Below are 13,237 nucleotides of genomic sequence, written 5' to 3' on the forward strand. Positions count from 1 at the left end.
CTATCAACCGTGCAAAGCGCGTTTGTCGGCCGCTAATGCAGCTTCGTGAACCACTTCGGACAAGGTTGGGTGGGCATGGATAATGCGGGCGATGTCTTCGCTGCTGGCGAAGAATTCGAGCGCAGTCACGCCTTCGGTAATCAATTCGCTGACAACCGGGCCAATCATGTGTACGCCCAAGATGCGGTCGGTTTTGGCATCTGCCAATACTTTAACCGTACCTTTGGCTTTGCCCATGGCCAATGCGCGACCGTTTGCACCGAAACCTGAAGTACCTTTTTTGTACTCCACGCCTTCGGCTTTGAGCTGCTCTTCGGTTTTACCTACCCAAGCGATTTCAGGGTCGGTGTAAATCACGAACGGTACGTTGTTGAAGTCGATATGCGGTTTTTGACCGGCAATGCGCTCTGCAACGGCAACGCCTTCATCGCTGGCTTTGTGTGCCAACATCGGGCCGCGAACCACGTCGCCGATTGCCCATACGTTAGGCAGGTTGGTACGGCATTCGCCGTCCACTTTGATAAAGCCGCGCTCATCTTTTTCCAAGCCTACGGCTTCCGCGTTCAGGCCTTTGGTGTTTGGAATACGGCCGATGGCAACGATCAGTTTGTCGAATACTTCGGTTTTGGCTTCGCCGGCAGCAGTTTCGTAAGCAACGGAAACGCCTTTGCCTTCAGACTTGATGTCACCGATTTTCACGCCCAATTCGATGCTCAAGCCTTGCTCTTTGGTGAAGTATTTGAAGGCTTCTTTGGCGATTTGCTGGTCGGCGGCAGCCAGGAAGGTCGGCGCAGCTTCAAGAATGGTAACTTCTGCACCCACACGATTCCATACGGAACCCATTTCCAAACCAATCACGCCGGAACCGATCACGCCGAGTTTGGCAGGTACTTCAGTCAGGTTCAATGCGCCTTCGTTATCCAATACGTTCACGTTGTCGATAGCGACTTGTGGCAGCGGACGCGGTACGGAACCGGTGGCTACGATGACGTGTTTGGCTTCGATAACGGTTTTCTCGCCTTTGTTGTCGACTTCGATTTGGTAAGCATCGCCATTTTTACCGGCAAAAGAAGCAGTACCGAACAGGCTGGTTACTTTATTTTTTTGGAACAGGAATTTCACGCCGCCGGTCAGCTTGGTCACGATGGCATCTTTTCGCTCAATCATTTTGGCCGCGTCGAATTTTACGTCGCCGACAGTGATACCGTGTTCAGCAAAATCGTGTTGCGCAGCATGGAAATGTTCGCTGGATTGCAACAGGGCTTTGGAAGGGATGCAACCTACGTTCAAGCAAGTACCGCCCAATGCAGGGGCATTGCCTGCTTTGTTAACGCCTGCGTCAACGCAAGCGGTTTTGAAACCCAGTTGCGCTGCACGGATGGCGGCAACGTATCCGCCCGGGCCTGCACCAATCACTACTACATCATATTGAGACATCGTGTCATCCTTTGTTTTTGCAGTATCTCAAAATAAAAACGATACTTTTTGTTTCTTTTTTATTTTGAATGACTGCTTTTGATGGTTTTAAGAAAAGGCCGTCTGAAAGTCCATATCTGTCGATTCATTCGAATCAAATGTTTCAGACGGCCTCAATCGTTCGTTGAGCCTATTGTAGCACGATACTACATTACGCTACATCTAAATAAAAATTCAGACGGCCTTTTCATTAATAAATAAAAGGCCGTCTGAAACGATTACAGATCCAACAACAGGCGGGCTGGGTCTTCCAACGCGTCTTTAATGGCTACCAAGGTCAATACGGCTTCGCGGCCGTCAATGATACGGTGGTCGTAAGACAGAGCCAGATACATCATTGGACGGACAACAACTTGACCGTTTTCAACCACAGCGCGCTCTTTAGTAGCGTGCATACCCAAAATCGCAGATTGAGGCGGGTTGATGATCGGGGTAGACATCATAGAACCGAAAGTACCACCGTTGGTAATACTGAATGTACCGCCGGTCAGATCTTCGATAGCGATTTTGCCGTCTTTTGCTTTTTTCGCGTAATCAACAATTGCTTGTTCGATGTCGGCAATGCTCATTTGGTCGGCATCGCGCAGGATTGGTACAACCAAACCGCGTGGGCTGCCAATTGCGATACCGATGTCGAAGTAGCCGTGGTACACGATGTCTTTGCCGTCAACAGAAGCATTCACAACCGGGTATTTTTTCAGGGCGGCAACAGCGGCTTTAACGAAGAAGGACATAAAGCCCAGTTTCACGCCGTGTTCTTTCTCGAATTTTTCTTTGTACTTCGCACGCAAGTCCATGATCGGTTTCATGTTGACTTCATTGAATGTAGTCAAAATGGCGTTTTCTTGTTGAGAAGCCAGGAGGCGTTCTGCAACACGGGCACGCAGGCGGCTCATTGGTACGCGTTCTTCAGGACGTGCGCCGGCAGGAAGTGCAACAGCAGGAGCAGCGGCTGCGGCAGGTTTGGCAGCGGCATTTTGTACGTCTTCTTTCAATACGCGACCGTCACGGCCGGAACCTTGCAATGCGTTTACGTCAACACCGGTCTCGGCAGCCAATTTGGCGGCAGCAGGCATAGCGGCGTTGTTTTGTGCAGCAGCAGGAGCGGCGGCTGGGGCAGCTTCGGCAGGCGCGGCGGCTGGGGCTTCAGCAGCGGCAGTAGCAGCTGTATCGATGCGTGCCAAAACTTGGTCGGCAACAACGGTTTCACCGTCTTGAGCTACGATTTCAACCAATACGCCGGCTTGTGGAGAAGGTACTTCCAAAACCACTTTGTCAGTTTCGATATCGATCAGGATTTCGTCACGGGCAACGGCTTCGCCAACTTTTTTCTTCCATTCCAAGAGCGTGCCTTCAGATACGCTTTCAGACAGCATAGGTACTTTTACATCAATAATCATTTTGTGTCTCCAATGGCCCTTTCAGACGGCCTGTTGTGTGTTTTTAATTCTGCATATGGGCATTCCGCCTGAACAATTTCAAACGGAATGCCACTAGGCTTACAACGCCAAAGCGTCTTCAACCAATTGTTTCAATTGAGCAATGTGTTTGCTTGAGTAGCCCACTGCAGGCGATGCGCTGCTTGGACGACCGGCATAAGACAGTTTTTGCTCTTCGCTGATAACGTCTTCAATGCGGTGGCGGATTTGGTAGAACGCACCTTGGTTTTTCGGCTCTTCTTGTGCCCAAACCACAGATTTTGCGTTCGGATATTTCGCCAGTTCAGCTTTAACCTCCTCGTATGGGAACGGATACAGCTGCTCAACGCGGACGATAGCGACATCATCTTCCAGTTTACGCTCGGCACGGCCTGCTTCCAAGTCATAGTAAACCTGACCGGCACACAATACTACGCGTTTCACGCTGTCGTTGCTTGCGCGTTCTGCGGTATCGCCGATAACCGGACGGAAAGTCGAACCTTCGATGAAGTTTTCCAGCGGGCTCATTGCACCTTTGAAGCGCAACAGGCGTTTGGACATGAAAATCACCAGCGGTTTGCGGTATGAACCCAAGACTTGACGTTGCAAGAGGTGGAACATTTGCGACGCTTCAGACGGCATGATGACTTGCATATTGTTCTCAGAACACAGTTGCAACCAACGTTCCACGCGTGCAGAAGAGTGCTCAGGGCCTTGACCGTCGTAGCCGTGCGGCAGGATGGTGGTCAGGCCGCACAAACGACCCCACTTGGTTTCACCTGAAGACAGGAATTGGTCGATAGTCACTTGCGCGCCGTTGGCGAAGTCACCGAATTGAGCTTCCCAAATGGTCAGCTTGTCAGGAGCTGAGCAGGCAAAGCCGTACTCGAACGCCATCACGGCTTCTTCGTTCAAAATGGAGTCGATAACCAGGAACTCGCCCATGCCTTCGCCCATATGGCGCAGAGGAACATAAGTACCGTCGTCCCATTTTTCACGGTTTTGATCGTGCAATACTGCATGACGGTGTGAGAATGTACCGCGGCCGGAGTCCTCACCGGAGATACGCACGCCATGACCTTTAGTCAGCAGGCTTGCGTATGCCAAGGTTTCGGCCATACCCCAGTCAATGGCTTGTTTGCCGGATGCCATTGCTTTACGCGCTTCAATCACACGTTTTGCAGTCGGATGCAGGGCAAAGCCTTCCGGTACAGCGGTAAACTTCTCGGTAAGGCGCTCAATATCCGCGGCAGGCAAACCGGTTTCGATGTGTTCGCGCCAATCTTTACCTTGGTATTTGCTCCAATCGATTTGTGTGCGTTGGAAGTTGCTCAAAGTTGTTTGTTCAACATGTTCACCTTTGTCCAAAGCATCACGGTAAGCTTGGATGTAGCCGTCAGCCTCAGCTTGAGTTACCACGCCTTCGGCAATCAGTTGTTCGGTGTACAAAGCACGCGCACCCGGGTGTTGCGATACTTTTTTGTACATCATCGGTTGGGTCAGGGTCGGATCATCGCCCTCGTTGTGGCCCCATTTACGGTAGCAGACAACGTCGATCACGATGTCTTTATGGAATTTTTTGCGGTAATCCAAAGCGGCTTGGATAGCAAAGCAAACGCGTTCAGGGTCATCGCCGTTCACGTGGATAACCGGAGCGGAAACCATTTTCGCGATATCGGTACAGTGTACGGTTGAACGGGTATCGCGGGTATCGGAAGTCGTAAAGCCGATTTGGTTGTTGATCACGATGTGAACAGTACCGCCGGTGGTATAACCGCGTGTTTTAGACAGGTTGAATGTTGCTTGGTTAACACCCAAACCGATAAATGCAGAGTCACCGTGAATCAATACCGGCAAAACTTTATCGCGGCCGTTTTCGCCCAAACGTTTTTGTTTAGCGCGCGCAGAACCTTCCACTACTGGGTTAACAATTTCCAAGTGTGATGGGTTGAATGCCAAAGAAACGTGCATTGGGCCGTGTGGCGTAGCGATGTCGGAGCTGAAGCCCATATGGTATTTCACGTCACCACTAGGCAATTTGATTTCGGCACGGCCTTCAAATTCAGCAAACAAATCAGCCGGTTTTTTGCCCAAAATGTTAACCAAAACATTCAGACGGCCACGGTGTGCCATACCGATGATGACTTCTTCCACACCGTCTTTACCGGCGTTTTGAATCAGGTAATTCAAACCGGCAATCGCGCTTTCGCCGCCTTCTACACCAAAGCGTTTTTGACCGACATATTTGGTATGCAGGTAGCGTTCCAGAGTTTCGGCAGCAGTCATTTCTTTCAAGATACGGCGTTTTTGTTCAACGTTGTAGCTTGGCGTAGACAGTACGCTTTCAAAATAATTGCGAACCCAGCGGCGCTCTTCGGTATTTGGAATGTAGATGTACTCTACCGCAATATGGCCGCAGTAGGTTTGTTTGAGGTTGCTGATGATTTGGGACAGAGGCAGTTTGCTCTGACCGGAAAAATCGCCCTCACCCATATTGAACTGAAGCGCCATATCGGCATCTGACAGACCGTGGAATTTAGGATCGAGAGCTTCGATATTTTGAGGAGGGATACGTTTGAGCGGATCAAGTTGGGCTGCACCCACGCCTTGGATACGATAGGCAGAAATCAGTCGCAAAACGCTGACTTGCTTTTTCATCATTGCCTCATCCACACCGCCTGCGACGGCTGCGGCAATTTTCTTTTTAGCCAAAGTGGCAAATGATTCACGAATCGGTGTATGGGCAACATCGACAGCGACTGCGCCCGGCTGTTTACTCAAATCGGTAAAGTACTGTTTCCATTTTTCATCGACAGATTCCGGATTATCCAGAAACTTTTCATACAACTCCTCGATGTATGGCGCATTAGAACCAAACAGATAAGAGAAATTGAGTTTTTCGTCCATCATGGCGTGAGCTCTTTTCTTTAAAATATAAACAAAGGGTAGAATCCCGTGTTCTCCGAACGGAATTCAGGCCGTCTGAAATGACACTTTATTCTACCCTATTTCAAATCAAATTACCTGCTATCAACTTAATTAATTACGACCAACCTCATTGAAAACGGCAATTCGATTTTTTCAAACGACTTTTCAACAATATATTAATGTATTGTCTATTAGCGTTTATCTACCGGAACGTAATCGCGACGTTCTGCACCGGTATACAGTTGACGTGGGCGACCGATTTTCAGTGCCGGATCGCTAATCATTTCATGCCAATGAGAAATCCAACCTACACTGCGCGACAATGCGAAGATAACGGTAAACATTTCAGTTGGAATGCCCAATGCGGACAAGACGATACCGGAGTAGAAATCGACGTTTGGATACAGCTTGCGCTCAACAAAGAATGGATCTTTCAGTGCAATTTGTTCCAATTCCATCGCCAGCTTGAATTTAGGACTGTCTTCCAAGCCCAATTCTTTCAAGACTTCATAACAGGTTTCGCGCATGATGCTGGCTCGTGGGTCCATATTGCGGTATACGCGGTGACCGAAGCCCATCAGACGGTATTTGCGTTGTTTCACACCTTCCATGTATGCAGCAACATTAGACACATCGCCAATTTCATCCAACATTTTCAACACAGCTTCGTTTGCACCGCCGTGTGAAGCACCCCACAGACAGGCGATACCGGCAGCGATACAGGCAAACGGGTTCGCGCCGGAAGAACCGGCCAAACGCACGGTTGAAGTTGACGCGTTTTGCTCGTGATCAGCATGCAAAATAAAGATGCGGTCGAGCGCGCGGGCCAAGACTGGATTAGGTTTGTATTCTTCACACGGTGTGGCAAACATCATGTGCAAGAAGTTTTCAGCATAGGAAAGGTTATTTTTTGGATAATTGAACGGCAAACCGTTGGAATAACGGTAACACATTGCCGCAATGGTCGGAATTTTGGAGATTAAGCGGTAAATCGCGATTTTGCGGTGTTCAGGATTGGTAATATCCAAGCTGTCTTGATAGAAAGCAGACAAAGCGCCAACCACACCCACCATCATCGCCATCGGGTGCGCATCGCGACGGAAACCGCGGAAGAACCAAGTCAACTGTTCATGCACCATAGTATGGTGGCTGACTGTAGCATCAAATTCTTTTTTCTGTTCGGGCGTAGGCAGCTCGCCGTAGATCAACAGGTAGCAAACTTCCAAGTAATCGGATTTTTCGGCCAACTGCTCGATAGGATAACCACGGTAATATAACAGACCTTTATCGCCGTCAATATAAGTGATTTTGGATTCGCAACTTGCAGTGGACACGAATCCTGGGTCGAATGAAAACAGACCTGTATTTTTTGTCAACGCACGGATGTCAACCACATCATGGCCGATACTTGCTTCCAATACTGGCAGCTCCAAAGCCTCTTGATTTGGGGTGGTGAGCTTGACTGATTTAGACATTCTTAAACTCCTTTGTAGGTTGGGGCTTTCGTTGCCGTCTAAGCGGCACGGTCTTTTTTCAGACGGCCTCCGTATGGAAAGAGCTTGTTCGGATCGGTATCGCAAACAAGCTCTATAACACATCATGCCTGTCTGATTTTTTCAAGCATGGGAATCAGGTGCTTCTTGTCCGTCGCCGAATGTCCGTTAATCAAGGCAAGCAATTCTTGGTCTTGAAATTCGAGGATTTCGGAAAATTCGGACAACTCCTGATCACTCAGGTGCTCGAATTCTTTTTCCATAAACCTGCCGAAGATTAAGTCTAATTCCAACAATCCTCGGCGAGTTTGAAAACGGATTTTCCGTTTGGCAATATCGTCAAAAACCATCATTTCTTAAACGGCTCGTTTCAACATAATTTCTTTAATCTTACCGATGGCTCGGGTCGGATTCAAGTGTTTAGGACATACGTCTACGCAGTTCATAATGGTGTGGCAACGGAACAAACGGTATGGGTCGTTCAGATTATCCAAACGCTCATTAGTAATGGTATCACGGCTATCCGCAATGAAACGGTAAGCATTCAGCAAACCGGACGGGCCAACGAATTTATCAGGGTTCCACCAGAATGACGGGCAGGCAGTCGAACAGCAGGCGCACAAAATACATTCGTACAAACCGTCCAACTCTTTACGCTCTTCCTGAGTTTGCAGACGCTCTTTGTCCGCATCGATAGGGTTGTCGTTGACAACGTAAGGTTTGATTGAGTGATATTGTTTGAAGAACTGGGTCATATCCACAATCAGGTCGCGGATAACAGGCAGACCTGGCAGAGGGCGGATTTTAACCGGCTGTTTCAGGCTGCGCAGATCGGTCAGACATGCCAAGCCGTTTTTACCGTTGATGTTCATACCGTCAGAACCGCAAATACCTTCGCGGCAAGAACGGCGGAAAGACAATGTATCGTCTTGTGCTTTCAGGCGCACTAAAGCGTCCAAAAGCTTAACGTCGGTTGGTTCCAATTCCAACTCGTAACGTTGCATATAAGGTTTGGCATCAACGTCCGGGTTGTAACGGTAAATTTCAAAACTCATTTTTTCCATGAGAAGTGTTCCTTTTCTCATAAACTGCTCAATGATTTTGTATTATGAATTCAAGCAGTTCAATGTGGGTATGGTTAGGTTTCAGACGGCCTTTAAGGTAAAGGCCGTCTGAAAACTCATCAATAAACGCGTTTAGCCGGTTTGATGTATTCCACGCTCAAAGGCTTGGTATGTACCGGTTTGTAAGACAAAGTATTGGTATCTGAATGATACAGGGTATGTTTCATCCAGTTTTCGTCATCGCGCTCAGGATGGTCATCTGAAGCGTGTGCGCCGCGCGATTCTTTACGCGCTTCGGCAGACACCAAAGTCGCTTTCGCCACTTCAATCAGGTTATCCAATTCCAAAGCCTCGATACGTGCAGTATTCCACACTTTGCTCTTGTCTTTGATTTCAGTACGTTTCACGCGCTCGGCAATCTCCATGATTTCTCGAACGCCTTTGCTCAGAATCTCATCGGTACGGAACACACCGGCGTGCAGTTGTACAGAGCGTTGCAGTTCGCGACGCAATGCATCAACGTTTTCACCATCGGTTTGGTTATCCAAACGCTCGATACGTTGGTGGGTCAACTCACCGGCATTAGCAGGCAGAGGTTTCCAGTCGCTTTGCTCTTTGATGAATTTAATCATGCTGTCGCCGGCAGCTTTACCGAATACCACCAAGTCCAACAGGGAGTTGGTACCCAAGCGGTTCGCACCGTGCACAGAAGCACAAGCGCACTCACCTGCCGCATACAGACCTTTTACAGGCACTTCGTAATCTTCACCGTGCGGAACGACAACTTCGCCATGGTAGTTAGTCGGAATACCACCCATCATGTAGTGGGTAGTCGGCACAACAGGAATCGGGTCTTTAATCGGGTCGATACCGGCAAACTGAATGGAAATCTCGCGGATGCCCGGCAGTTTTTCCATAATTTTTTCTGCGCCGATATGGTCGATTTTCAACAATACGTGGTCTTTGTTTTTACCGCAACCGCGACCTTCGTAGATTTCCATCGCCATCGCACGGGAAACCACGTCACGGGAAGCCAAGTCTTTTACGGTTGGAGCGTAACGTTCCATAAAGCGTTCGCCGTCGGCATTCAACAGAATACCACCCTCACCACGTACACCCTCGGTAATCAATACACCGGCACCGGCCACACCGGTCGGGTGGAATTGCCAGAATTCCATGTCTTCCAACGGAATACCCGCACGAGCACAAATACCCAAACCGTCACCGGTATTCATATAAGCATTGGTAGAAGAAGCATAAATACGACCGCCACCACCGGTAGCAAACATCACAGCTTTAGCGTGGAAAATATAAACTTCGCCGGTTTCCATTTCCATGGCAGTTACACCGACTACGTCGCCGTTTTCATCACGAATCAAATCTTGCGCCGTCCATTCCACAAAGAATTGTGTATTGGTACGGACGTTTTGTTGGTACAAAGTATGCAACATCGCATGACCGGTACGGTCAGCAACCGCACATGCACGTTCTACCGCACGTTTACCGTGTTCGGCAGTATGGCCACCGAAAGGACGTTGGTAGATTTTACCACTTTCCACACGGTCAAAAGGCATACCCATGTGTTCCAACTCAATTACGGCTTCAGGCGCTGCGCGACACATAAATTCAATCGCATCTTGGTCTCCCAACCAGTCGGAACCTTTCACGGTATCGTACATGTGCCAATCCCAACGGTCTTCCTGCACATTACCCAATGAAGCAGAAATACCGCCTTGAGCCGCTACAGTATGAGAACGGGTTGGGAATACTTTAGACAAAACAGCACAATTCAGACCGGATTTAGACAACTGGAGGGCTGCGCGTAAACCTGCACCACCACCGCCAACAATCACGGCATCAAACTTGCGAACAGGAAAACTCATATTTACCCCCAGATTACTTTAACTGAATATACCAAGCAGCCGACCAACCAAACGATGGTGGCAACTTGCAAAAACAAACGCACGCCGAAAGGCTTAATGTAGTCCATCCACAAATCGCGGATACCTACCCACGCATGCAGGAATACGGCCAAGAAGCTCACTTGGGTAAATACTTTCACCCAAGTCTGATCAAAAAATGCCTGCCATGCCGAATACTCTTTAGGCAATGTAAACAAAACAACCAAAAGAACTACGGTATACACCAACATGATGACCGCAGTTGCACGTTGCATTGCCCAATCGCGCAAACCGTAATGCGCACCTGTCAATTTACGTTCTACCATAACAAAGCTCCCAAAACGACGGTCAGAATCAAAGCAGAAGCAAATACAACTTTAGCAGTAGCACGGGCAGTATTTAATTCCAAGCCTTTGTGTACATCCAAAAACAGAAAGCGGATACCGGCGAAAAAGTGGTGCAGATATGCCCACAACAGACCGATAAGGATCAGCTTCACAAACGGATTGGAGATAGCAGAACGATATGCTTCAAACGACGCTTCGCGATCCAGCGTTCCAGAGAAGAAATACAAGAGAACAGGCAGCATCACAAACAAGCCGACGCCGCTGATACGGTGAAGAATAGATACAATCCCCGGTATGGGCAATCGGATATTCGGAATTTCCAAAAATACCGGGCGTGATTTGGCGGACATGGTCAGTTCCTCTAGATTTATTATCAGCTCAAAACCTATAGCTCAGCACTACAATAAGCTACATAAACCATAATTTACCTGTTTTATCTCATTTTGAACAGTGCAATTTATGAATGCTCTAATGATTTTTACCAAAAGACTAATAAAATCAAACAATCATTCTTAGATTTTTTTTTGCGTGGCTAGCCTTTTTTGTTACTTTCCTGCAATTAAGCCATCTCCCCATCAAAGCACTTACGATAACATCATTATTGCTTGAGAATTGTATCTATTGTGAGATAAATTCTCACTCTTGATACCTAATCTTTACAAAGGCATAAGCCATTCTTAACTTATTACCATTGCATTATCACCACTACTCTTACATAGTTATACATTCAAAGACATTTCATCCATCTCTAGATGGACTAAAATACGGCACAACACCAACAATGTTTCCATACCTTATAAGGAAGCTGCATCATGACACACTCCCCTCATCAAAACACACCCGATCCGGAAGACTACATCCCCTCCTTCCGCCGTCGAAACTTGGACACATCCGGTTTTATGAAAAAACTCGGACGCTTTGCCGGCCGCCTGGGCAAACCTGTCGTCCGACAGCTTTATGCACTTTATTACCTTTGGGAATCCGAACACACGCCCAAACGGGCTAAAATGATTATTGTCGGTGCACTGGTTTATTTTCTCAGCCCTATCGACAGCATTCCCGACCTTTTGATTCCATTTGGCTTCAGTGATGACATTGCCGTCATTGCTTTGGTTTATTCTCAGATGAAAAACTATCTGACCGAAGATATTCAAGAAAAAGCCCGTCAAGCGGCTGACAAGCTGTTTGGTTCTTAATTACACGCACCGACCACAAGTCGGACACACTTTTTCTTCAAATACACCTAAATCGCCTATGAAAAACCACTCTGCACTTTCTGCCTACCTTAACAACAGCCAGGGTAAATCCCTGACCTTAGCTCTCGCAGTGTAAGAATTTCACTTCGAAAAACCTTATAGGCTTATTACTGGCGATATCGTGCACCACTAGAACAGACAGACTTGTGTTGCATCGGCAAACAACGTTTACAATACAGCAAAATAAAAGGCCGTCAGAAACCTAAAATCTAGGTTTCTGACGGCCTTTTCTCCATCATATCTCAACTTATGATGACTTCCTATTTTTTTGAACCTTCTTAGAATACAAATAGTCAATAATAATCCCACATGAAACAACGAAATATACACCTGAAATAAACATATATAGCATAGTAATCAAACCCTGCCCCATATCTCCGCAACAAGGGGGTGTAGAAAACGTCCAATACGAATACAGATATACTCCATTAATAATCGATGTAATCGCAAGAGAAGTAAAAATATATCTCTTGAAACAAAAATAGGGTAGGCATAAAAAAACTGCAATAACAGACTCAATCCTGCAATCTCTACAGCCTCTCTTGACTCATTCGCTCCTAAATCAAAATATTTCGACCATGCATAAGACCATATAACCATAACGACCGAAATAAAAACAGCCGTAGTCAATAAATAGAAAAAACGCTGTTGTTTGTTTTGAAATTTTAAAAACATAATATTAAATAGAATTCAACGACACACATACATATAAAAAGAAGGCTGCCTGAATATTCAGACGGCCTTCTCAGTTTATGACTTTTTTTATTTCAAAGGTTGCATACCCATAACTTCCATCAGGAAATTGGTAAACGCAGGATTGCTTGGCTTGGTATCCATGTTTTTCCAACGTTGCTGCCATCCGCGCAAAGCACTTTGGATGTACTGTTTGGATTGCTCGGTAGTAATTTCACCACGTTGGCTGTCAACGGCAGAGCGCAGATAAACTTCGTACATACTGTCATCGACGGAGTTGCGTCCTACTTGTTGGATACGGAAGCGGTTCAAATATTGGGCAGCCTGAACTTTGGTCAGACTACCTTGGCTCACTTGTGTACTCAAGCGACGTGCTTCATCATGAATCTTGGAAACATCTGCCCAATGCGAAGGAGCCAAATGATAACCGGCAGCTGAAACTTGTGAATCAGCCTTAGGCTTCTTGACGTTGGTTGGTCGAACTGGCACTTCTTTCAATGTTGGAACATAAATCGATTCACAACCGGCAAGTGCCGCCACAGCAAGGATAGGAAGAATGTATTTTTTCATAATGCGCATTATAAGCATGATTCGTTGAAGAAACCAACTTTTGAATAACGGTATTCAAAGCTCATTAACTGAATTACAACAGATTTCATAT

At 47.2% G+C, this 13,237-nt stretch carries 11 protein-coding genes; 1 reads left to right on the forward strand and 10 read right to left on the reverse strand.

The genetic code is table 11. The features are described from left to right. Positions 1–3 precede the first annotated feature (3 nt). The 9 genes from lpdA to sdhC all read right to left on the reverse strand — a co-directional run bounded on the left by lpdA (position 4) and on the right by sdhC (position 10,977). Positions 4–1,437 carry a dihydrolipoyl dehydrogenase gene (gene lpdA / locus ACTHTS_RS02895; RefSeq protein ID WP_440369151.1) on the reverse strand — a complete coding sequence of 478 codons (1,434 nt, stop codon included), beginning with the start codon at positions 1,435–1,437 and terminating at the stop codon, positions 4–6. 257 nt (positions 1,438–1,694) lie between these two features. After that, the gene (gene odhB, locus ACTHTS_RS02900; RefSeq protein WP_002217383.1) at positions 1,695–2,876 is read right to left on the reverse strand and encodes a 2-oxoglutarate dehydrogenase complex dihydrolipoyllysine-residue succinyltransferase; all 1,182 of its coding nucleotides are present in this window, start codon (positions 2,874–2,876) and stop codon (positions 1,695–1,697) included. A gap of 99 nt (positions 2,877–2,975) precedes the next feature. Next, the gene (locus tag ACTHTS_RS02905) at positions 2,976–5,804 is read right to left on the reverse strand and encodes a 2-oxoglutarate dehydrogenase E1 component (protein WP_440369152.1); all 2,829 of its coding nucleotides are present in this window, start codon (positions 5,802–5,804) and stop codon (positions 2,976–2,978) included. Between the two features lie 209 nt (positions 5,805–6,013). Beyond that, a complete protein-coding gene (gene gltA / locus ACTHTS_RS02910) occupies positions 6,014–7,297 on the reverse strand; it encodes a citrate synthase (protein WP_440369153.1) in 1,284 nt (427 codons plus the stop codon). A gap of 122 nt (positions 7,298–7,419) precedes the next feature. Next, the gene (locus tag ACTHTS_RS02915) at positions 7,420–7,668 is read right to left on the reverse strand and encodes an FAD assembly factor SdhE (protein ID WP_003678830.1); all 249 of its coding nucleotides are present in this window, start codon (positions 7,666–7,668) and stop codon (positions 7,420–7,422) included. A gap of 3 nt (positions 7,669–7,671) precedes the next feature. Continuing rightward, positions 7,672–8,379: a succinate dehydrogenase iron-sulfur subunit gene (locus tag ACTHTS_RS02920; RefSeq protein WP_003678833.1), complete on the reverse strand. Its 708-nt coding sequence runs from the start codon at positions 8,377–8,379 to the stop codon at positions 7,672–7,674. 119 nt (positions 8,380–8,498) lie between these two features. Next, on the reverse strand, positions 8,499–10,262 hold the full coding sequence (gene sdhA / locus ACTHTS_RS02925; protein ID WP_440369154.1) for a succinate dehydrogenase flavoprotein subunit: 1,764 nt from the start codon (positions 10,260–10,262) through the stop codon (positions 8,499–8,501). A gap of 2 nt (positions 10,263–10,264) precedes the next feature. Continuing rightward, on the reverse strand, positions 10,265–10,606 hold the full coding sequence (gene sdhD, locus ACTHTS_RS02930; RefSeq protein ID WP_004519264.1) for a succinate dehydrogenase, hydrophobic membrane anchor protein: 342 nt from the start codon (positions 10,604–10,606) through the stop codon (positions 10,265–10,267). Further along, a complete protein-coding gene (gene sdhC / locus ACTHTS_RS02935) occupies positions 10,600–10,977 on the reverse strand; it encodes a succinate dehydrogenase, cytochrome b556 subunit (RefSeq protein WP_003686156.1) in 378 nt (125 codons plus the stop codon). The genes sdhD and sdhC overlap by 7 nt, the downstream gene beginning before the upstream one ends. Before the next feature lie 462 nt (positions 10,978–11,439). Between sdhC and ACTHTS_RS02940 the strand changes: the two genes are divergently transcribed. Continuing rightward, positions 11,440–11,823 (forward strand): YkvA family protein, encoded by a 384-nt coding sequence (locus ACTHTS_RS02940; protein WP_049329785.1) that lies wholly within the window; start codon positions 11,440–11,442, stop codon positions 11,821–11,823. Between the two features lie 822 nt (positions 11,824–12,645). On the opposite strand, the gene ACTHTS_RS02945 is transcribed toward ACTHTS_RS02940, so the two are convergent. Next, positions 12,646–13,146: a membrane lipoprotein lipid attachment site-containing protein gene (locus ACTHTS_RS02945; protein ID WP_440369155.1), complete on the reverse strand. Its 501-nt coding sequence runs from the start codon at positions 13,144–13,146 to the stop codon at positions 12,646–12,648. Positions 13,147–13,237: the final 91 nt, after the last annotated feature.

It is taken from the genome of Neisseria sp. P0019.S003, assembly GCF_051957115.1.
Classification (GTDB): Bacteria; Pseudomonadota; Gammaproteobacteria; order Burkholderiales; family Neisseriaceae; genus Neisseria; species Neisseria flavescens_D.

Excerpts from the sequence above, each read along its gene's own strand:
- lpdA (WP_440369151.1), bottom strand. The coding sequence starts at position 1,437 with ATGTCTCAATATGATGTAGTAGTGATTGGTGCAGGCCCGGGCGGATAC.
- odhB (WP_002217383.1), bottom strand. The coding sequence starts at position 2,876 with ATGATTATTGATGTAAAAGTACCTATGCTGTCTGAAAGCGTATCTGAA.
- ACTHTS_RS02905 (WP_440369152.1), bottom strand. The coding sequence starts at position 5,804 with ATGATGGACGAAAAACTCAATTTCTCTTATCTGTTTGGTTCTAATGCG.
- gltA (WP_440369153.1), bottom strand. The coding sequence starts at position 7,297 with ATGTCTAAATCAGTCAAGCTCACCACCCCAAATCAAGAGGCTTTGGAG.
- ACTHTS_RS02915 (WP_003678830.1), bottom strand. The coding sequence starts at position 7,668 with ATGATGGTTTTTGACGATATTGCCAAACGGAAAATCCGTTTTCAAACT.
- ACTHTS_RS02920 (WP_003678833.1), bottom strand. The coding sequence starts at position 8,379 with ATGGAAAAAATGAGTTTTGAAATTTACCGTTACAACCCGGACGTTGAT.
- sdhA (WP_440369154.1), bottom strand. The coding sequence starts at position 10,262 with ATGAGTTTTCCTGTTCGCAAGTTTGATGCCGTGATTGTTGGCGGTGGT.
- sdhD (WP_004519264.1), bottom strand. The coding sequence starts at position 10,606 with ATGGTAGAACGTAAATTGACAGGTGCGCATTACGGTTTGCGCGATTGG.
- sdhC (WP_003686156.1), bottom strand. The coding sequence starts at position 10,977 with ATGTCCGCCAAATCACGCCCGGTATTTTTGGAAATTCCGAATATCCGA.
- ACTHTS_RS02940 (WP_049329785.1), top strand. The coding sequence starts at position 11,440 with ATGACACACTCCCCTCATCAAAACACACCCGATCCGGAAGACTACATC.
- ACTHTS_RS02945 (WP_440369155.1), bottom strand. The coding sequence starts at position 13,146 with ATGAAAAAATACATTCTTCCTATCCTTGCTGTGGCGGCACTTGCCGGT.